The 20,327-nt window shown below is 35.0% G+C and carries 13 protein-coding genes; 4 read left to right on the top strand and 9 right to left on the bottom strand.

The window, feature by feature from the left end:
- Window positions 1–23: 23 nt before the first annotated feature.
- The 5 genes from DB895_RS13370 to DB895_RS13350 all read right to left on the bottom strand — a co-directional run bounded on the left by DB895_RS13370 (window position 24) and on the right by DB895_RS13350 (window position 8,658).
- Complete coding sequence (locus DB895_RS13370; protein WP_243694680.1) at window positions 24–1,784, bottom strand: glycoside hydrolase family 30 beta sandwich domain-containing protein; 1,761 nt, start codon at window positions 1,782–1,784, stop codon at window positions 24–26.
- Window positions 1,781–2,605, bottom strand: a complete 825-nt coding sequence (locus DB895_RS13365) for an endonuclease/exonuclease/phosphatase family protein (protein ID WP_394336337.1) — start codon at window positions 2,603–2,605, stop codon at window positions 1,781–1,783. The genes DB895_RS13370 and DB895_RS13365 overlap by 4 nt, the downstream gene beginning before the upstream one ends.
- Window positions 2,606–2,770: 165 nt before the next feature.
- Complete coding sequence (locus tag DB895_RS13360; RefSeq protein ID WP_243694679.1) at window positions 2,771–4,237, bottom strand: RagB/SusD family nutrient uptake outer membrane protein; 1,467 nt, start codon at window positions 4,235–4,237, stop codon at window positions 2,771–2,773.
- A gap of 21 nt (window positions 4,238–4,258) precedes the next feature.
- Window positions 4,259–7,219 carry a SusC/RagA family TonB-linked outer membrane protein gene (locus DB895_RS13355; RefSeq protein ID WP_116725871.1) on the bottom strand — a complete coding sequence of 987 codons (2,961 nt, stop codon included), beginning with the start codon at window positions 7,217–7,219 and terminating at the stop codon, window positions 4,259–4,261.
- 254 nt (window positions 7,220–7,473) lie between these two features.
- On the bottom strand, window positions 7,474–8,658 hold the full coding sequence (locus DB895_RS13350; RefSeq protein ID WP_116725870.1) for a T9SS type A sorting domain-containing protein: 1,185 nt from the start codon (window positions 8,656–8,658) through the stop codon (window positions 7,474–7,476).
- A 406-nt stretch (window positions 8,659–9,064) separates the two neighbouring features.
- Here DB895_RS13350 and DB895_RS13345 point away from each other — a divergent pair, with 406 nt between their 5' ends.
- Window positions 9,065–11,938 (top strand): triple tyrosine motif-containing protein, encoded by a 2,874-nt coding sequence (locus tag DB895_RS13345; protein ID WP_116725869.1) that lies wholly within the window; start codon window positions 9,065–9,067, stop codon window positions 11,936–11,938.
- A gap of 72 nt (window positions 11,939–12,010) precedes the next feature.
- On the opposite strand, the gene DB895_RS13340 is transcribed toward DB895_RS13345, so the two are convergent.
- From DB895_RS13340 to DB895_RS13330, 3 genes are all read right to left on the bottom strand, one after another.
- Window positions 12,011–12,757 (bottom strand): succinate dehydrogenase/fumarate reductase iron-sulfur subunit, encoded by a 747-nt coding sequence (locus DB895_RS13340; RefSeq protein ID WP_116725868.1) that lies wholly within the window; start codon window positions 12,755–12,757, stop codon window positions 12,011–12,013.
- 76 nt (window positions 12,758–12,833) lie between these two features.
- A complete protein-coding gene (locus tag DB895_RS13335; RefSeq protein WP_116725867.1) occupies window positions 12,834–14,834 on the bottom strand; it encodes a fumarate reductase/succinate dehydrogenase flavoprotein subunit in 2,001 nt (666 codons plus the stop codon).
- A gap of 12 nt (window positions 14,835–14,846) precedes the next feature.
- Complete coding sequence (locus DB895_RS13330; RefSeq protein ID WP_116725866.1) at window positions 14,847–15,515, bottom strand: succinate dehydrogenase cytochrome b subunit; 669 nt, start codon at window positions 15,513–15,515, stop codon at window positions 14,847–14,849.
- Window positions 15,516–15,887: 372 nt separating this feature from the next.
- Between DB895_RS13330 and DB895_RS13325 the strand changes: the two genes are divergently transcribed.
- The 3 genes from DB895_RS13325 to DB895_RS13315 all read left to right on the top strand — a co-directional run bounded on the left by DB895_RS13325 (window position 15,888) and on the right by DB895_RS13315 (window position 19,611).
- Window positions 15,888–17,249 carry a hydroxymethylglutaryl-CoA synthase family protein gene (locus tag DB895_RS13325; RefSeq protein ID WP_116725865.1) on the top strand — a complete coding sequence of 454 codons (1,362 nt, stop codon included), beginning with the start codon at window positions 15,888–15,890 and terminating at the stop codon, window positions 17,247–17,249.
- A gap of 119 nt (window positions 17,250–17,368) precedes the next feature.
- Window positions 17,369–18,661 (top strand): aminopeptidase P family protein, encoded by a 1,293-nt coding sequence (locus DB895_RS13320; protein ID WP_116725864.1) that lies wholly within the window; start codon window positions 17,369–17,371, stop codon window positions 18,659–18,661.
- A gap of 167 nt (window positions 18,662–18,828) precedes the next feature.
- Complete coding sequence (locus DB895_RS13315) at window positions 18,829–19,611, top strand: alpha/beta fold hydrolase (RefSeq protein ID WP_116725863.1); 783 nt, start codon at window positions 18,829–18,831, stop codon at window positions 19,609–19,611.
- On the opposite strand, the gene DB895_RS13310 is transcribed toward DB895_RS13315, so the two are convergent.
- Window positions 19,608–20,204 (bottom strand): ATP-binding cassette domain-containing protein, encoded by a 597-nt coding sequence (locus DB895_RS13310; protein WP_243694678.1) that lies wholly within the window; start codon window positions 20,202–20,204, stop codon window positions 19,608–19,610. The genes DB895_RS13315 and DB895_RS13310 overlap by 4 nt on opposite strands.
- Window positions 20,205–20,327 lie beyond the last annotated feature (123 nt).

The raw sequence follows: 20,327 nt of genomic DNA, 5'->3' as shown, positions 1-20,327 counted from the left end.
TAATGACTCTTACTTGTTTCATATTACCACACATATGTTCCTACAGCCCCACTTTGTAATGACGTAGCAATCCACTTTCCATTATACTTAATGTTAAATGATTCGGTTGTGCCACCATCATTTTCGACAATTAACACTTTTTTTCCGCTAGGCGTTTTGAAAGCTACATTACTTAAATTACCAATCAGATTGCTTGCAATTCTAACTGAACCCGTAGGGACTAATTTGGAAGCATGGGCTATGATATAATAGGCCACATTTCTTGTGTAATTTGCACTGTTGTCTATAGTAAGTGCCCCTTTGCATTGGCTGCATCCGCCAGAAGTATGGGGACCAAAAGAGGGATTATTTGCCAAATTCCATTCTAAAGCTGTTTTACTCCAATTTCTCATGGAACCGATAACCACATTGTTAACATGCCATTTTAAATCTCCCGCAAAATTACCTGTCGAAGAAGTCCATTGTTCCGTAAAATAGACGTTTTTATTGGGAAACTCATCGTGAACGGTCGATAGCGCACTAATATTCCCGCCATATAAATGAAAAGCAGAACCGTCAACAAATGAATTTGCAGTAGCATCTCTAAGCACTTCGATTGGATATTCCGGTTTGTCACAATTGTGGTCATAACTAACTATTTTAGTTGTAATTCCAGCCGTTTGAAATGCGGGGCCAAGTTTTTTTATAAAACTTATTTGTTGTGCTGCAGACATTAACATGCTCGGGTTATTTCCATCATTCAACGGCTCGTTCTGAGGGCAAACGGCGTCAATTGTAATCCCCTGTGCCTTCATTGCTTGGATGTATTTTACAAAATACTGCGCATAGGAATTATAATAAATAGGAACTAAACTGCTTCCAACTGAAGTATAAGTACTTTTCATCCACGAAGGGGCTGACCAAGGCACAGCCATGATTTTTATATTGGGATTGATAAGTACTATTTCCTTTAATAGTGGAATTAAATTATTCATATCGGGAGCAAGACTAAACATTGTTTGACTAATGTCGACTTGACCATTTGGCAAATCATTATATGAAAAAACCGTTGAGTTCAAATCCGATGCGCCAATGCTGATTCTTAAATAACTTATAGAAATAGAATTGGCTGCGTTTCCAAAAAGTTCTTGTAATAATTCTTGTTTTTTTGAAGCATTCAACCCGTTAATAACTTCTGCGCTTCCGCCAGTTAAAGTATAGCCAAAACCATCAACCGTCTGAAAAGTTTGACTTTCGTCCACTTCAATATTTTGATTATTGTTGGTTATGTTACCAAACAACAGCATTAAATTTTGTTTTTGTAGCAATACCGATTGATCCCCTTTTGTCAACCAAAAATCAACTACACTGGCAACATTTCCGTTGTCTAATATTGTTCCTGTTGCAATTATTGGCGCCGTATTTGAAGTGTTAGTAGATGTTACTGATCCTGTTAAGGTAAACGTTTCCGTCGTTTCACCCACGGCATCATTATTTGTTGGCACATTGATAGTTACTGCCGTTTGCCCAACGGGTATTGTTACCGTTGATGCAGTTGCGGTAAAATCTGATACTCCGGCGGTACCTAAAGTTGTTTCAACATTAACAGTTGTAACCACAGTGCTTGGTTTACTCAAAGTAATTGTAAATACAACATCGAATCCTTCCGTAACGGGTACGCTCGTAATAGTCACACTTGGTTTTGTTGTACTAGGAATTATTTCATTTGGCGACGAGCATTTTGAAATTAAAGCGGCAAATGTCAAAAAAAGGAAAAGTTTCATGGTTTTTTTTGTGATGTTCATTTTTTTTGTTTTACGCCAATTTCAATATAAATTGGCAGATGGTCTGACGGATATCTCAAATCTTTAGAGTCACTTAGAACAGCATACTTTTTTACTTCGAAATTGCTGTTTTTGGAAATAAAAATATAATCTATTAATTTGGTAACCGCCTCATTGTGTTTAAAATTATTGAATGAGCCTGATGGTCCAAAAGGTCTTTCCTGCGAAACAAACCTGCTGTCATCCATTATTTTTTGTAATTCGATTATTCTATTCTCATTGGGTTCCGAATTAAAATCGCCCATAAAAATCACCGGATACTTTTTGGCATTTAATGCCGTAATTTTAGAAAGAATAAGTTGAATCCCTTTAGTTCTTGCTTCTTCACCCATATGATCTAAATGGGTATTGAAAACCCAAAATATTTTCTTGGTTTTCAAATCTTTAAAAAGACCATAGGTACAAACCCTGTTAAACGCCGCATCCCAACCTTTTGAAATTATATTGGGGGTTTCAGAAAGCCAAAATGTACTAGTTTCTTTGACTGAAAATCTATCTTTTTTATAATAAATATTAGAGGATTCCCCTTTTCCAATTCCCTCTCTCCCTATTCCCAAATAATTATATTGAGGCAGTAAAGTTGCAATGTCTATTACCTGATTTGGTTTTGCTTCTTGAATTCCAAAAATATCAGGTTCATAAAATTGTATTTGAGACGTGAAAAAATCTTTTCGGTGTGTCCAATCATTTTCTCCGTCAACTTCAACATCGAGACGGATATTGTAGGTCATCACTTTTAAGCTTTGCGCATGACAATAGACGCTTATTAGCACAAACACCATTCCCGCTACAATCCTTTTTGACACATTCATTTTGAATAAAATTTATCCATTAATGCTCCTATTTATGAGTATAGGAGCACTTAATGGAAAACCAATTAAACACAACATTAACTAACACTTTTTATGAAATCTATTTTGAAATTACAGGACAGTATACCAATAAAATCAATAACCCGGGTTTTGCGTAAGATTTTGGTTGTTGTCTAATACAGACTGAGGGACAGGCCATAACAAATCTTTTTCGGTTAAATTATTAACATAAGGCATTGGGATTTCAGCTCCTGATTTTGTATAGGTCTGTTTTGACAAGACCTCTATTGTTTTGCCTTCTCTTTTTAAATCAAACCATCTTTGCCCTTCAAAAGCTAACTCTAAAAACCGCTCTTTTAGTATTTTATTAATGGCGTCATCTTCAGAAACTGCAGGAGCAACATTCGGTAATGCTACTCTTGTTCGCACTTGGTTCACTAATGTCATCGCACCTGCAAGATCTCCATTATGAGCCAAAGCTTCTGCTTTTAGTAGAATAATGTCTGCAAGACGGAAAATATAAAAATTTTGAGTCCCATCTGTCGCTCTCATTTTCCAAGGATTTGGAAATTGTGCAAACGTGGTCCAATAGGGATCGGCAAATGTGGTTGGGAATTTTTTAATGGTCGATGCCTTTCTTTTGGTATCCAGAGCATTACTAATAGTATGCGAAGGCGTGTTAAATTTTTTCCAATTGTTCCCTAAAAACACATTGGTACACCAAGCGTCGACAGTGCTTCCTTGACCTTCTCCATTTATTTCCCAAATGGATTCGACATTTCCTTCATGATTGCTATCAAATAAATGATCGTATGTTGGCATTAAACTATAACCACCACCAATAACCGCATCAGAATACTGAATCACTTTTGCCCAATTAGGATTTGGCATTGTGGCATATACTTTTGCCAACAATGCATTTGCAGCACCTTTACTGGCTCTATATTTGCTTGATGGTGCCGAGGTTGAAGTTGGAGCTTTTGCTAAAGCCACTTCACAATCTGCAATAATGGCGGCATAAACTTCTGAGGCTGGTTTTCTTGAGGGATACAACGATGGATAGATGACATCAAAATTACCGTTGTTGATTGAATATACATATTCCGTTACCAAAGGAAAATCTCCCCAAGTTTGAACTCCTTGAAATCGACTTAAAGCTCTAATTAAAGAGGCTTCACCAATCATTTCGTCTTTTCTTGACTGAGGTAAATCAGGCACATCATTTACATAATTGATTACCAGATTGCATCTTTTTACAAAGTCATTTAGCCAATTCCAATCTCTTTCTACAACGTAGTCTGTAGTAATTGTTCGATATTCATCAATTTGAAAAAAGGCATCTCCATCACCCCCAGCATAAGCCACATCAGATCCTGCGTCGCCTAGAACAAAATAATCAAACTGCCAATACTCTATGCCAAAAGTGGCATTACAGTTCTTCATAGCTTGTTCTGCTTGTACAGCACTTGTAAGTGGTGCATTTGGATCTGTGTAAATTTCATCTGTAATTGGCTCCGTATTTAAAACATCACTACAAGAAGTAAACAACAGAACACTCATACAGAAGAAAAGTGTATTTTTTAAAATTATTAAAACTTTCATAATTTATATTTTTTATTAGAATTAAAATCCGGCTTTTACGCCAAAAATAAATGTTCGTACTTGAGGGTAAGTCCCATAATCTATACCTTGACCTGTTCCTGTATTTCCGCTAAAAGCACTCACCTCTGGATCAAATCCTGAATAATTTGTCCAGGTAACCAGATTTTGCCCTGTGGCATATAATTTTAAAGAATTTAATCCCAAAAATAATTTCTTAAAATTATAACCTAACGTTGCCGCTTTTATTCTCACATACGATCCGTCTTCTATCCATCTTGTGGAATTTGCCGTTGCTCCTATACCTTGAAATTGAGTTGGCCCTGCCATAGGAACATCTGTAATTTGACCTACAGTCGTCCATCGATCTAATACCGCAACAGATTGATTTTTGTTGTCAATCATTCCTTCTAAATCAATACGTGATGCGTTAAAAATATCATTCCCCTGGCTTCCAGTTACTAATACATCTAATGAAAATCCATTATAGGAGAACGTATTGGTCATGCCAAAAGTGTAATCTGGCAAAGCATTTCCTATCACTGTTCGATCATTCGTATTTACCTTACCATCTCCATTAAGGTCTTTGTATTCTAATATTCCTGTTGTTGGATTCACTTGATCTACAACATAACCATAAAAATCTCCCAACGAACTCCCTTTTTCTACTCTATTAACTCCTTGGTAGCCATAATCTACTATGGCTCTATATTTTCCCATTTCTACCACTTCATTTTTTATAAATGAGATATTAAAATTGGTGTTCCAACTGAAATCGCCTTTGAAATTGACCGTGTTTAAAGCAAACTCAAGCCCTTTATTTTGGAGTTCTCCTCCATTATAATAATACGGAACATTAGAAATTCTAATATCATTGAATAAATTATGTGTGGTTTTTTGGAAAGCATCAGCAGTAAGCCTAACTCTATTGTTTAGGATTCCTATATCTAATCCTACATTCAAATCAGTAGTGGTTTCCCAGGTTAATTCAATATTTTTATAATTTTGTACTGTGCCATGATCATCTCCTAATAATCCGAAAGAAGAATAATCAGAAACGCCAGATATATTTCCGGCTTGACCCCAACCCCCTCTTAGTTTTAATTCTGATATAGAAGAGCTACTTTTCAAAAACTCTTCGTTTGAAATAATCCATGCGGCAGAAACTCCAGGAAAATAACCCCATTTATGACCTTCAGCCAATTGTGATGCACCACTGGCTCTAAAAACACCATTCAAAATATATTTCCCTTTATAATTATAGGTTGCTCTACCAAAGTAAGACACATAATTTTTTTCACGTGCAATTGTATCAGAAGATTGTCTATTAATAAGCATCATTTGTGAGATGTCTAATTTTCTTAAATCTGGAGCAAAGCCCGTTCCTTCTATTTTAAGTTGATCGTATCTTTGTTTTTGAATACTGTTCCCTATTAAAAAAGCAAAATCATGATCTCCTGACTTTATAGTATAATTTAGCGTATTTTCCAAATTCCAATTATAAGATCTGGCCGTGTGTTCCCTACCAATTCCTTTTTTATCTGGAGTAGCATCAGCTTCTCCACGACCGTAATTGGATCTAAAACTGTCTACAAAATAATCATAAACACTTCTATAAACGTCAACTGATGATGACGGTTTCCATATCAAGTTTTTTGCTAATGTGATGTCAAGACCTAAATTAGCCAAATATCTGCTTGTTTTATTGTCTTCTTGTCGGCTTTGAAATGCTACAGGATTTTCTAATGATGCTACAGGATTTGCAGCAAATTGACCATCAAGTTGCCCGCCAGCAACAGAACCTCCAACTAAATTATCGGCATAAACAGGTAAGAAAGCAGGAGTTGTTAATGTACTAAGGATAACACCTCCTTGGTTCGCACTATTATTATCGCTCGTATTGTTAAGATTTGTATGAATCAGATTCATATTGGCATGCGCTTTTAACCAAGTGGCCGCATCAACATCAATATTTATTCGGCCAGATAATCTCGAAAAATTAGAAGGTTTTACAATTCCCTTAGTATCTTGATACCCTAATGATGCAAATGCTTTTATTTTTTCGGTTCCGCCAGAATAAGACAAATCATAATTTTTGTCTTCTCCTGTTTGAAACACTAAATCCCTCCAATTTGTATTTATTCCTGCATATTTGGGATCATCAATATATCCAACATAACCAGAGGAAATTTCACCCATTAATGTTCTGTATTGATCAGAATTTAAAACATCAATGTTTTTTACTATTTTGGAAGTTCCAAAATAAGAACTGAAACTAAACACATTTTTATTGGCTTTACCTCGTTTTGTAGTTATCAATACCACACCAGCACTACCATTAACTCCATAAATTGCGGTAGCGGTAGCGTCTTTTAATATTTGTATGTCAACTATGTCATCGGTACTAATTCCGCTACTATCATACGTCTGCACACCATCAATCACAAATATTGGATTGTTTCCAGAATTAATGGAGCTCAGTCCTCTAATTCTAATATCTAAACCAACGCCCGGTTTACCTGAAGGCTGAATCACGTTTACACCCGCTGCATTTCCCTGCAAAGCTTGTCCAACATTAAATAATGGACGATCATCAAATGCTTCCGATTTTACTGATGAGATTGCATTAGTAATGTTTTTTTTCTTTTGTGTCCCATATCCAACATTAATAACAACTTCCTCTAATTTATTGGCTTCTTCTGAAAGCGAAATATTTAAAGTTTGTGACTTTTCAACTTTTACTTCTTTGGAAGCATAACTAACATTTGAAAAAACTAAAACATCATTTGCATTAGCCTTAATTATATAGTTTCCATCAAAATCGGTTGCAACACCTTTTTTAGAACTTTTCACAAGAACATTGGCTCCAGGAATAGAAGATTTGGTTTTCGAATCAGACACTTTTCCTTTAATTTCAATAGTTTGTGCGTTGACAACAGAAACAATAAAAAGAAAAAGCAATCCTAGATAATTTTTGAATTTCATAACTGTATGATTTTGGTTTAGTATATTGTTTAAGTTTAGAGATTTTTTATCCAAAAAAATTGACTGTCTTGATTTTTTGTGAACATTCCTTGCAATACTAAAAATGTTCAGAAGGAATTAAAAATTTCAAATTTTCTTGATAGTATCATCAACCTATAAAAAACTAAATACTGTTTTTTGATGTTAAAACCCGTGTGTTTTAAAAAAATCCCTTACTACATAAGGTTGTAAGGGATTTTAATTTATAAAAAATATTAATTTTTAACTAATTTTACAGTTTCTGTAGCCACATCCGTGGTAACTTTAGCAAAATAAACACCATTAGACAAATTTGAAGCGTCAATGGATACGCTGTTTGAAGTTGCGTTTTTTGTCAAGACAACCTTACCTAAAACGTCTACTATTCGAATAGAATTAATTTGTGTATTATTGTTAGAAGCAAAATTCCAATTGTTAGTTGTAGGATTAGGATATACTTTAAAATTTGAAGAAGCAAAGCCTTTTGTAGCTAATGCGTCAACAAAGCTATATTCATAAGTACTTCTGTTAAACGTAACATTATAAGTACCGGCAGGAAGAGTCATATCCTGAGCATTAACGTTAATTAATGTTCCAGAAGTAGCTGACACATCTTTTACAGGAACACCAAATTGATAGGTCCAATCGTGGTTGTCTCTAATTTTCATGTGTACAACTAAATCAGGGGCATTTGGAGTAAATACATAGGCTGTTTTTGTGAAAATTACATTATCAGTAGTTTCGAAATCAATATCTGCTCCCCAACCACTTCCTACAAAGTTACCAATCATACTAACTACAGTTGGCTCAAAAAGATATTCAACTGGATCTGTTTTGAAAAAATACACGTTAAAAGTACCCGCTGGAACAGGAATTGAGGCTCCTGAAACAACTGGTCCGTCAGGAAATGCACCACCCCATTCGTTTGCAGTTCCTTCTTGGATAAATTTAGCATCTCCACCAGCAAAAGTTGTGCTTTTTTTAGAATAAGCAATCCCGTTGTTGGTTTGCATTTGTGCGTCTGCTGCCAAACCACCTCCATTAATTTTTATAACAGCATTAGGGTTAACTCCAGGTGTGAAGGAATAATTTTTTGTAATAATGTTATATGTTACACTCCAAAAACCCAAAGTTCCTTTAATGTTCATACCTCCATTAACAATAACAGTTCCTGATGGAAAACCCGGTTGGGCTACATTACCACCTGTAGTGCCCCAGTCTCCCTCAGAAAATTTCATCTCACCGTCTCCAACGATTTCGAAATTTGATGCTGTGTAATTTTCTCCATCTGTAGATGTCAAAAGCACACCTCCTGGCTGATTCCAACCTCCTGTACCGGTACCAGTAATACTGATTGTTTGTGCACTCATCCCGAAGCCGAACAATAGTGCAATAATTAAGTAATGTAATTTTGTTTTCATAATCTTTTAAAATTAAAGTGTAAATAAAATAAATTGTGAATTTAATGTATCGAGCCTTTTTAAATGGAGAATAAAATATTTAACGGTGATTTTCAAAATTTAATAAATCCATATAAATTCAGCTAATAAATCAATGATTCCGTACAAAATTAAGTGTTTTTTTTTGGTATATATTTTTTTCACACATAACAAAAACACATCAAATAATATTTTTAACATATCAAAAACACATCAAATAATATTCAATTTTATCATTTACAACAATTTATAAAATTTTATATACTATAACTACTTCAATAATTAAAAAACTAACACTACATTTATAAAATATGACTGTATTTAGACAATTACAGCTATATCTAAATATTAACAGCATTTTTAACAAAACAACACCCCAATATTAGATATGAACTTCAAAAAAATCCTATTCCATTTTTTATTGCTGTTTTTTTTAAAGACAACTCTTTCGGGACAAGTAAAAAATATTGGACTTCCGGAAATTAGAAATTACAAAAGGATTGATTATAAGGGGGGCACTCAAAATTGGAATATTGACCAAGATAAAAACGGAAATCTTTATTTTGCCAATAACAACGGTCTGTTCCAATTTGATGGTTCCTCTTGGCACAAATATAATTTGCCAAATTTTTCATCTCTAAGGTGCTTGAAAATTGACGCTACGGGAAAAATATTTGTTGGTGGATATAATGAATTTGGTTATTTTAAATCCGATCTAAAAGGTAATTTAGAATATTTTTCCTTATCAAAATTGTTAAACGAAAACAATATTAAAGCTATCGATTTTATATGGAAAATTCACTTATTTCAAGACGAAGTAATTTTTCAGTCTTTTAAAAAGGTATATATTTTTAAAAACAATAAAATCAAATTACTGAAAGCCCCCAACAGATTCCAATTTTCATTTCAAGTAAAAAATAACCTCTATTTTCAAGATGTTGCCGCAGGGATACTCAAATACAACAACGGCAAGTTCTTCGCGCTAGAAGGCTCCAAAGCCCTGAACAACACAGAGATTTGGGGAATGTTCCCAATGAATAACGACAAAATACTTATAACCACCCTAGACAAAGGGATCTTTGTATATGATGCAAAAAAATTGATTTCATGGAATACGCCAGCAAATGAATTTGTAAAGAAGAATAATTCATTAGGAGGTGTCTCTATAAAAGATAAATTTTTTGCTTTTAATTCTGTTTTGGATGGTATAATAATTTGCGATTTGTCAGGAAAGATAATTCAGCATATCAATCGTAAAAATGGGCTTCAAAACAACACCGTTTTGACTTCTTTTATTGACAACAAGAATAATCTTTGGCTCGGACTTGATAACGGAATTGCATTTGTCAATGAAAACTCTCCTTTTACCTATTTTGGTCCTAGTTATGGGATCAGTACCGTTTATGCGTCGGTTGTGTATAAAGGAAATCTTTATGTCGCAACTAATCAAGGGGTTTTTTATCATCCATGGAACACCGCTTTTGAAGAAGATACTTTTGCTTTGGTAGAAGGTACAAAAGGCCAGGCTTGGAACATTCAGGTAATAGACGGCCAATTATTTTGCGCACACAATAGTGGCGCTTTGCAAATCACAGACAATAAATCCGTTAGATTACTTAATACTAAAGGGTATTGGAGTTTTAAGAAAGTTCCAAATAATTCAAACCTTATGATTGGATCCAATTATAACGGTTTTGCGCTATTTGAAAAAACAATAAAGGGATGGCAATATAAAAACCAGATAGAAAGATACGACAAATCAGTAACTTCTTTTGAGATCGACGGTGATTATTTGTGGTTTATAAAAGATGATATACTGTATCAGTTGGGTATTGATGAGAATCAAAAACAATTTAAAACAATTAAGACTTACAAAAATCTATCTTCCTCCGCAAAAGGAATTGGGAGTGTCCAACATTTAATAAACCATGTTGTTTTTCAAAAAAACAATCATTTTTATAAATATTCTCATGAAGAAGATGTTTTTTTTGAAGACAAAAAAACAAGCAACTTGTTTAAAAACATTCCAAATATTCGAAATTTAAATGAAGATTTTTATGGCAATATTTGGTATTTTTTTGATGAATCATTGGGTGTCTTGATGAAAGATAAAAATGGAACTTACAAAAATGTTGTGGCTCCTTTTTCAAATTTAACTGGCAATTTAGTTTATAATTATGAGTCTGTAAACACGATTGATCTTAATTCTATTTTTATAGGGCTAACAGATGGATTGGCTCATTATGACTCCAAAGCATTAAACAATTCCGTTACTAGGCCAAAAGCTTTTATTAGAAGTTTTTCCTTCTCAAATGATACATTAATATTTGGAAATGGGCAAAATAAGATTGGAAAATATAGCATTCCGTATAACTCAAATCATGTAAGATTCACTTTTTCAGCACCCATTTATGAAAATGTTGAAAACATTAAATTTTCATATCAATTAGAAGGTTTTGATGACAAATGGAGCAATTGGTCCTCGATTTCTTTAAAAGAATATACAAATTTAATGGAAGGGGGATATAAAATGAAAGTGAAGGTTAAAAACAGTTATGGTGTTGAATCTGAAGAGACAATTATTCCATTTACAATTTCCCCACCTTGGTATAGGCATTTTATGGCTTATGTATTTTACATCTTGTCAATTGTAGCAAGTATTTATTTTATACGAAAAAGAATTAAAACGAAAATACGAAAAAACAAATACTACGAAACCATTGAGCAAAGACGACTTTACTTAGAAAAAGAATCGAAAATAAGGCAAGAGCAATATGAATTGGAAAAAGAAATTGAAAAATTGAAAAACGACAAGCTTCAAATTAAAATTTTATTAAAGGACAAAGAGCTGGTAAACAACACACTACAAGTTGTAAAGAAAAATAAAATTCTAAATGGAATAATCCAAAAGCTGAAAGATATCAATGTTGAATCTTTTGATGAATCCACAAAATTCCAATTCACGAAATTGAACAAAAGTATTGTTAAGGAAGTAAATGCAGACAAAAGCTGGAAAGACCTAGAGATGCATATAAAAAATGTCCATTTTGATTTTCTAAAAAGATTAAAAGAAAAATACCCTACAATTTCTCCTCGAGAATTGGATTTGTCAACCTATTTGTTGATGAATATGTCCACCAAAGAAATTACCGAAATCATGAATATTTCCAGAGGCGGTGTCGAGTTGGCACGTTATAGGTTAAGAAAAAAATTAGACTTAAATAAAAAAGAAAATCTTATTGGTTTTTTAATGAGTATCTAAATAGTGACCTATTATAAAAAACGCATCCAAATAAATGAATGCGTTTAAGTATAAATTTGGTTTACTTTTAATCTATCCTTGTAGACTAGCTGATAAATATTCTCTGTTCATACGAGCAATGTTTTCGAGTGAAATTCCTTTAGGACATTCTACTTCGCAAGCACCCGTATTGGTACAGTTTCCGAAACCTTCTGCATCCATTTGGTTTACCATATTCAAAACACGCTCCGTCGCTTCAACTTTACCTTGGGGCAATAAGGCAAATTGAGACACTTTAGCCGCTACGAACAACATAGCCGAAGAGTTTTTACAGGTGGCAACACAAGCACCACATCCAATACAAGTTGCAGCATCAAAAGCTCTATCTGCATCATGTTTTGGAATTGGAATAGTGTTTGCATCTACTGGATTTCCAGAAGTATTTACAGATATAAATCCACCTGCGTGTTGAATTCTGTCAAAAGAACTTCTATCAACTACTAAATCCTTAATAACTGGAAAAGCTTTGGCTCTAAATGGCTCGATAAAAATAACATCTCCGTCTTTGAACATACGCATGTGCAATTGACAGGTTGGTATCCCTCTATCCGGTCCATGCGCTTCTCCGTTGATAAACAAAGAACAAGTTCCGCAAATTCCTTCACGACAATCGTGATCAAAAGATACAGGTTCTTCACCCTTGTTGATTAATCCTTCGTTAAGAACGTCAAGCATCTCCAAAAAAGACATATCTCCTTCAATTCCATCTAATGGGTATTCAACAATTTTTCCCTCTGCTTTGGCATTTTTTTGACGCCATATTTTTAATGTAAGTTTCATATTTTTTAGTTTGAAAGTCTTAAAGCCGAAAGTCGAAAGTCATTTAACTTTAAGACATTTGACCTTTGACTAATTGCTATTTATAACTACGAGTTACTAATTTAATGTTTTCAAATACCAATGGTTCTTTGTGCAGAACAGCATCGCTAGGTTTTCCTTTGTATTCCCATGCTGCAACATAAGCGAAATTTTCGTCATCACGTTGTGCTTCTCCTTCTTCCGATTGGTACTCTTCACGGAAATGTCCTCCACAGGATTCATTTCGGTGTAAAGCATCTTTGGCAAACAATTCTCCTAATTCAAGGAAATCGGCAACACGTCCTGCTTTCTCTAATTCTTGATTAAAACTATCTGCAGTTCCAGGAACTTTTACATCTTTGTGAAAGGCTGAACGTAAAGTGGCAATTTCTTCGATAGCCTCAGTTAATCCTTTAGCATTACGAGCCATACCTACTTTATCCCACATGATTTTTCCTAATTTTTTATGGAAATAATCAACAGAATGTGTACCGTTGTTGTTGATAAATTTATCAATTTGGTCTTTTACTTTTTTCTCTGCTTCAACAAATTCAGGTAAATCCGTTGAAATTGTTCCTGTTTTGATATCTGGAGCTAAATAATCACCAATAGTGTATGGCAATACAAAATATCCATCGGCCAAACCTTGCATCAATGCAGACGCCCCTAATCTGTTCGCACCGTGATCCGAGAAGTTTGATTCTCCAATAGAGAAACAACCAGGAATTGTAGTTTGTAAGTTATAATCAACCCAAGTTCCTCCCATAGTGTAGTGAACCGCTGGGTAAATCATCATTGGGGTTGTATAGGGATCTTCATCAACGATTTTCTCATACATTTGGAACAAGTTACCATATTTATTCGCTACTACAGCAGCTCCTAATTTGATGATAAGTTTCGCATCATTTGCATCTAATCCTTTGATATACGCTTGTTCTTTACCGTAACGTTGTATCGCTGCAGCAAAATCCAAATAAACCGCTTCACCTGTTTTGTTTACTCCAAAACCGGCATCACATCTTTCCTTGGCAGCACGAGAAGCTACATCACGAGGCACTAAATTTCCAAAAGATGGATATCTCCTTTCCAAGTAATAATCTCTTTCTGATTCAGATAAATCAGCAGGTTTTTTCTTTCCTTCACGAATGGCTTTTGCATCTTCTAATTTTGCAGGAACCCAAATACGACCATCATTACGCAATGATTCGGACATCAATGTCAGTTTCGATTGATGGTCTCCCGATACCGGAATACAAGTTGGGTGAATTTGTGTGTAACATGGATTGGCGAAAAATGCGCCTTTTTTGTGAATTTTCCAAGCTGCAGTTGCATTACTTCCCATGGCATAAGTAGAAAGGAAAAATACATTTCCGTAACCTCCAGAGGCGATAACTACAGCGTGAGCAGAATGTCTTTCTATTTCGCCAGTAACCAAATCGCGAGCAATAATTCCTCTGGCTTTTCCGTCTACCAATACTAAATCCAGCATTTCGTGACGCGTATGTGATTTTATTTTTCCACGACCAATTTGACGGTTCATCGCAGAATAAGCGCCTAATAATAATTGTTGTCCTGTTTGACCTTTCGCATAAAATGTTCTGGCAACCAAGGTTCCTCCAAAAGAACGATTGTCTAATAATCCACCATATTCACGTGCCAAAGGAACACCTTGCATCACACATTGGTCAATGATATTAGTTGATACTTCCGCCAAACGGTGAACGTTAGCTTCACGGGAACGATAATCTCCCCCTTTTATGGTATCATAAAACAAACGGAAAGTAGAATCCCCGTCGCCTTGATAATTTTTTGCTGCATTAATTCCACCTTGTGCCGCAATAGAGTGCGCACGACGTGGAGAATCTTGAAAACAAAATGTTTTTACGTTATATCCTAATTCTGCTAAAGTTGCCGCAGCAGAACCTCCAGCAAGTCCAGTACCAACAACGATAATATCAATATTACGTTTGTTAGCAGGATTTACTAAATTAATATGATCTTTATAATTTGTCCATTTGTCCGAAATTGGACCACTAGGAATTTTTGAATCTAATGCCATTATAATTGAATATTAAATTTGATTAAAATGATGAAATAGTGCAATAAAAATAAAACCAAAAGGAACTACTATTGCAAAAGTATATCCTAATTTATGCAATGCTTTCGCATATTTGTTATCAAATCCTACTGATTGAAATGAGGAATTAAACCCATGCCACAAGTGAGCCGACAACAACAAAAATGCAACAGAATACAACCCTGTACGAATAGGACTTCCGAATTTATGATTCAATTCATGGAAATATCTTGTTTCTTCAATCGGGCTAACGTTTACATATTTATACATCATTTCAGCAAACCAAAAATCATAAAAATGCAGCACTAAAAATGCCAAAACAACCAATCCGGAAACAATCATGTTTCTAGATGCCCAAGAAGCATTTGCGGCTCCATTATACTTTGCATAGCCTATTGGCCTTGCGCTTCTGTTTTTTAACTCCAAAACAAAACCCATAACAAAGTGAAACACAACACCAGCAACCAAAATAGGTTGCATTATGAATTGAACTAACGGATTGTAACCCATAAAATGGGACATTTCGTTGAAGGTATCAGCACTAAACACCGAAGTCATGTTAATAAAAAAATGGAGTGAAAGAAACATAATCAGAAACAGTCCGGAAAGCGCCATTGCAACTTTTTTTGCTATTGACGACTTCAATAAAACAGATTTTGCCATAATATTTTAAATATTTTATTTTAAAAAAAAGTACAACAAAAATAGGACAATTAGGCAAAAACCACAACCCATAAAGTGCTATTTATAATGATTTTAAAGTGCTTTATAGACTCAAATAATATACGGTTAATTACCAGTAGTTAAAGCGTTAATATCCTGCATTTTAGTTAAACAACAACTAAAATATATAGGGGATATGAATTGTGAATTCGATTAACACCCAACACAAATCACCAATATAATTATCATATTAACACCATAATCTATCTTCTGGTTTTAAATTCATAAATGTTCATCTGGCTAAAGTTAAAATGTTTAAAAATATTGGTATTAAAAAGTAGAAATTTACCTTTGTACGTTAAAAAAAATGAGATGAAAACTGGAATTGATGCTATCGCTTTTGATGTTGCCAAAATACATTTACCCATAAAAACTTTGGCCAAAACCCGAAATATTGATCCCGAAAAACTAGAAAAAGGATTAGGATTACTAAAAATGACCTTGCCGGATACTCATCAGGACGTCATTGTTTTTGGAGCAAATGCACTGACAAAATTGATACAAGACAACAAAATCAATCTGAGCAAAATTGCCAGAATATATGTTGGAACCGAAAGCGCCATCGACAATTCAAAACCGATTAGTTCCTTTTTAATTGCATTGATGGAACAAAAATTTGGCGAAAATATTTTGTCTGAATGCGATGTGGTTGATTTTACTTTTGCCTGTATTGGAGGGGTTGATGCCCTACAAAACTGCATCGACTTTGTAACATTAAACCCAACCAAAAAAGCAATTGTGGTCACGACTGATTTTGCCAAATACGATTTGAATTCAACAGGCGAATACACTCAAGGCGCGGGAGCTTTAGCTATGCTAATTACTTCAAACCCTCGGGTAATCTCATTCGAAAATCATTGGGCAACAAGTACCAAAGGTGTTTTTGACTTTTTCAAACCCTACCGAACACTTTCAAAAGAAAAAATTACCGGAAACGCAACTAACCAACCTTGGTATGAAAATCTGGAAAGCGAAATTGAAATACACAAAGACCAACCCGTTTTTGATGGTCAATATTCCAATCAATGTTACATGGACAGAACTAGAGATGCTTATTTTTCATTCAAAAAAATAAAAAACGCCAGCGAAACTGTTTATGATTCCTGGAAAAGCATTGTCATGCATTTACCATACGCCTTTCAAGGACGCCGAATGTTATCCGAAATTTACGCGCTTGACGCTGCAAACAAAATTATTATTGGGAACGAAACCGCAACAGAATATCAAAATAAGCTAAAAGAAATCAGCAAATCTGAAACATATAAAAATTTTGTCTCTCAAAAATTACAACCTGCCGAATTGGCTTCTTCATTAATTGGAAACTTGTACACGGGTTCTATTTTTATGGGATTGCTATCAACATTAGCTCATTTTTATGACAATAAAATTGAAATTTCCGATAAGAAATTTGGATTCCTGTCTTATGGAAGCGGCTCTAAATCGAAAGTTTTTGAAGGAACCATTCAATCCGAATGGAAATCAGCCATTGCTAAAGTGAATCTATTTGAAACTTTAGAAAAAAGCATTGAAATTGATTTTGAAACTTACGAAAAACTCCATAAAAAAGAGCAAAAAAAATCCGTTCGACAACCAAAAAACGAATGGGCTTTAGACAGAATCGAATCCAAAATTCCTAACTTAATTGGTGCACGATATTACAAATGGATTGATTAGATTTGTATTCTAATTATCCTGTATTATGAAATCGCAACTAACAATGAGTTTGTTATAAACAAACACCAATAAGTTAAAGCGATACCATATAGGACTGATGACAAATAGATTTTACGTATATGAAATATCATCAAATTGACAGCACCCTTTTTATAAAAAATCGCACCAAATTTTCGGCTCAAATGAAGCCAAATAGCGTTGCCGTTTTCAATTCCAACGACATATATCCCATTTCTGCCGACAGCACTTTGCCATTTGCACAACACCGTGATATTTTTTATTTATCGGGAGTCGACCAAGAAGAAAGTGTTTTACTTCTTTTTCCTGATGCGCCTTATGAGAGCCAGCGGGAGATGTTGTTTTTAAAGGAAACCAGCGAACACATTGCAATCTGGGAAGGTGAAAAACTGACTAAAAAAAGGGCTTTTGAAGTTTCCGGAATCAAAACGGTGTATTGGCTTCAGGATTTCCATAAAGTGCTCAATGAAATGATGACCTATGCCGATACCATTTACATCAATACAAATGAGCATTACCGTGCGTCCGTGGAAACCGAAACCCGAGAAGCTCGTTTCGTAAAATGGTGGAAGGACAAATACCCCGCCCATCAAGTGGCGAAAAGCAATCCCATTTTGCAACGTTTGCGTTCCGTGAAGGAAAGCGAAGAACTGAAATTGATTCAACAGGCTTGCAACATTACCGAAAAAGGATTCCGAAGGCTATTGCCGTTCGTAAAGCCCAACATAATGGAATATGAAATTGAGGCCGAATTGATTCACGAATTCATTCGCAATCGTTCCAAAGGTTTTGCTTATACGCCTATTATCGCTTCAGGAAACAACGCCAATGTGCTACATTACATTGAAAACAACCAACAATGCAACGCGGGCGATTTAATTTTGCTGGACGTTGCCGCCGAATATGCCAATTATTCGAGTGATTTAACCCGAACTATTCCCGTTTCCGGACGATACAATAGCAGACAAAAAGACGTATATAACGCCGTCTTGCGCGTAAAAAAGGAAGCTACAAAAATGCTGACTCCAGGGACATTATGGAAACAATACCATTTTGAAGTGGGCAAAATTATGACTTCCGAATTGCTTGGTTTGGGATTACTGGACAAAGCCGATGTGCAAAACGAAAACCCGGAATGGCCTGCTTACAAAAAATATTTCATGCACGGAACCTCACACCACATGGGATTGGACACCCATGATTACGGACTGCTGCACGAACCAATGCAAGCCAATATGGTTTTTACCGTAGAACCAGGAATTTACATTCCCGCTGAAGGTTTCGGGATTCGATTGGAAGATAACGTGGTGGTTCAGGAAACGGGTGAGCCGTTTAACTTAATGCAGAATATCCCGATTGAAGTGGAAGAAATTGAGGGTTTGATGAATGGTTAAAAAGAAAACAGATAATAGAATATAGAAAATAGACGGCTCACGATTGTGGGTCGTTTTTCTTTTACCATATAAGGCATATAAGGGTATTTAAGATTTTCTTATATGAACTTACATTTCTTATACGGTTTAAAAGTTTTAATTCTATTTTTGTAAAATAAATTGCTATTTTGAAACAAACCCTCTACAAAAACTCTAAAATCGCTTATTCCGATTCCGGAAAAGGGACTGCCATTGTATTGCTTCACGGATTTCTGGAAAACCAAACCATGTGGCAGGAATTTGTTCCTGAATTCAGCAAAAAATACCGTGTCATTACCATCGATTTATTGGGTCATGGCAACACGGAATGCTTGGGATACATCCATTCTATGGAAGACAATGCCGATGTGGTTCACGAAGTTTTATCAAAATTGCGCATCCGAAAAGCCGTTTTTGTTGGGCATTCCATGGGCGGTTACGTGGCCTTGGCTTATGCCGAATTGTATCCAGAACACGTAAAAGGTTTGGTTTTGCTCAATTCCACTTCCAGAGCCGATAGTGAAGAACGCAAACTCAATCGAGACCGCGCCATAAAAGTGGTAAAGAAAGAATACACCTCCTTCGTGGGTCTTTCTATTGCCAATTTATTCAGTGAAGACAACCGGGAACGATTAGCCGACGAAATTGAGAAAGTGAAAACTGAGGCCTTAAAAACACCACTGCAGGGCATTGTGGCCTCGTTAGAAGGTATGAAAACACGCAAAGACCGAGAAGTACTGTTGCATTTTGGACCGTATCCAAAAATGCTTATTTTAGGAAAAAAAGATCCTGTGTTGAATTACGAAGAGAATTTGGAACAAATAGAAAACACAAATGCCCAACTGGTTACTTTCCCCGACGGACACATGAGTACTATTGAAAACAAAACCGAATTGAAAAAAGTGTTGTTGGATTTCTTCAAAGGGATTTAAAGCATGCCTTCATTGAGGTATCCTTTTTCAATCAATTCATTTTTGCTTTTTAATGTATTGGTTTTTCCGTCCCTCATCAAAACCAATTGAGTTGAAATTCGAATCACATTTTCATAATTGTGGTCCGTAATGATGATTCCTTTTTGCTGAGCATTTTCAACAATCAATTGATTTATGGTTTCAATCATTAAAGGAGATAACCCATTATAGGGTTCATCCAACAAGACAAATTTCGAAGGATTAAAAAGGACGAGTTTAATTTCCAGATAACGCAATTCCCCGCTGGACAAATGTCGAATTCTTTTTGGCAAAATGGATTGAATCATTTTATCATTACAAAAATGGTCTGATTTTTCAGTATCAAGCGATAATGAAATGGCCATTTTAACGGTAAAATGGTTGGGAATAAAATTCTCCTGAGGCAAATAACTAATTTCTTTTAGCAACTGATGCGTGTCACTTTTTACGACACCGTTTATCCTAATAAACTTATGGTCTGCTGAAACGATGCCAAAAATAACTTTCAACAAAGTCGATTTTCCAGAACCATTTTTGCCTAGGAGACCAATAATGTCATTGGTTGCGCATTTCAAATATACATCCGAAACAACTTGCCTACTGTTATATTTTTTTTGGATACTAACCCGTTGGGTGTAATTAAATTGTTTGATTTTTAATATTGTTTATTGGCCTGTCAAATATGAATTTATTGATGT

It is taken from the genome of Flavobacterium psychrotolerans (assembly GCF_003097635.1).
In the GTDB taxonomy this organism is placed as follows: domain Bacteria; phylum Bacteroidota; class Bacteroidia; order Flavobacteriales; family Flavobacteriaceae; genus Flavobacterium; species Flavobacterium psychrotolerans.
This window is presented reverse-complemented; position numbering and strand designations above follow the sequence as displayed.

Bases quoted from the DNA above. Each gene is read 5' to 3' on its own strand.
- DB895_RS13370 (WP_243694680.1), bottom strand. From the start codon at position 1,784: ATGAACATCACAAAAAAAACCATGAAACTTTTCCTTTTTTTGACATTT.
- DB895_RS13365 (WP_394336337.1), bottom strand. From the start codon at position 2,605: ATGGTGTTTGTGCTAATAAGCGTCTATTGTCATGCGCAAAGCTTAAAA.
- DB895_RS13360 (WP_243694679.1), bottom strand. From the start codon at position 4,237: ATGAAAGTTTTAATAATTTTAAAAAATACACTTTTCTTCTGTATGAGT.
- DB895_RS13355 (WP_116725871.1), bottom strand. From the start codon at position 7,219: ATGAAATTCAAAAATTATCTAGGATTGCTTTTTCTTTTTATTGTTTCT.
- DB895_RS13350 (WP_116725870.1), bottom strand. From the start codon at position 8,658: ATGAAAACAAAATTACATTACTTAATTATTGCACTATTGTTCGGCTTC.
- DB895_RS13345 (WP_116725869.1), top strand. From the start codon at position 9,065: ATGAACTTCAAAAAAATCCTATTCCATTTTTTATTGCTGTTTTTTTTA.
- DB895_RS13340 (WP_116725868.1), bottom strand. From the start codon at position 12,757: ATGAAACTTACATTAAAAATATGGCGTCAAAAAAATGCCAAAGCAGAG.
- DB895_RS13335 (WP_116725867.1), bottom strand. From the start codon at position 14,834: ATGGCATTAGATTCAAAAATTCCTAGTGGTCCAATTTCGGACAAATGG.
- DB895_RS13330 (WP_116725866.1), bottom strand. From the start codon at position 15,515: ATGGCAAAATCTGTTTTATTGAAGTCGTCAATAGCAAAAAAAGTTGCA.
- DB895_RS13325 (WP_116725865.1), top strand. From the start codon at position 15,888: ATGAAAACTGGAATTGATGCTATCGCTTTTGATGTTGCCAAAATACAT.
- DB895_RS13320 (WP_116725864.1), top strand. From the start codon at position 17,369: ATGAAATATCATCAAATTGACAGCACCCTTTTTATAAAAAATCGCACC.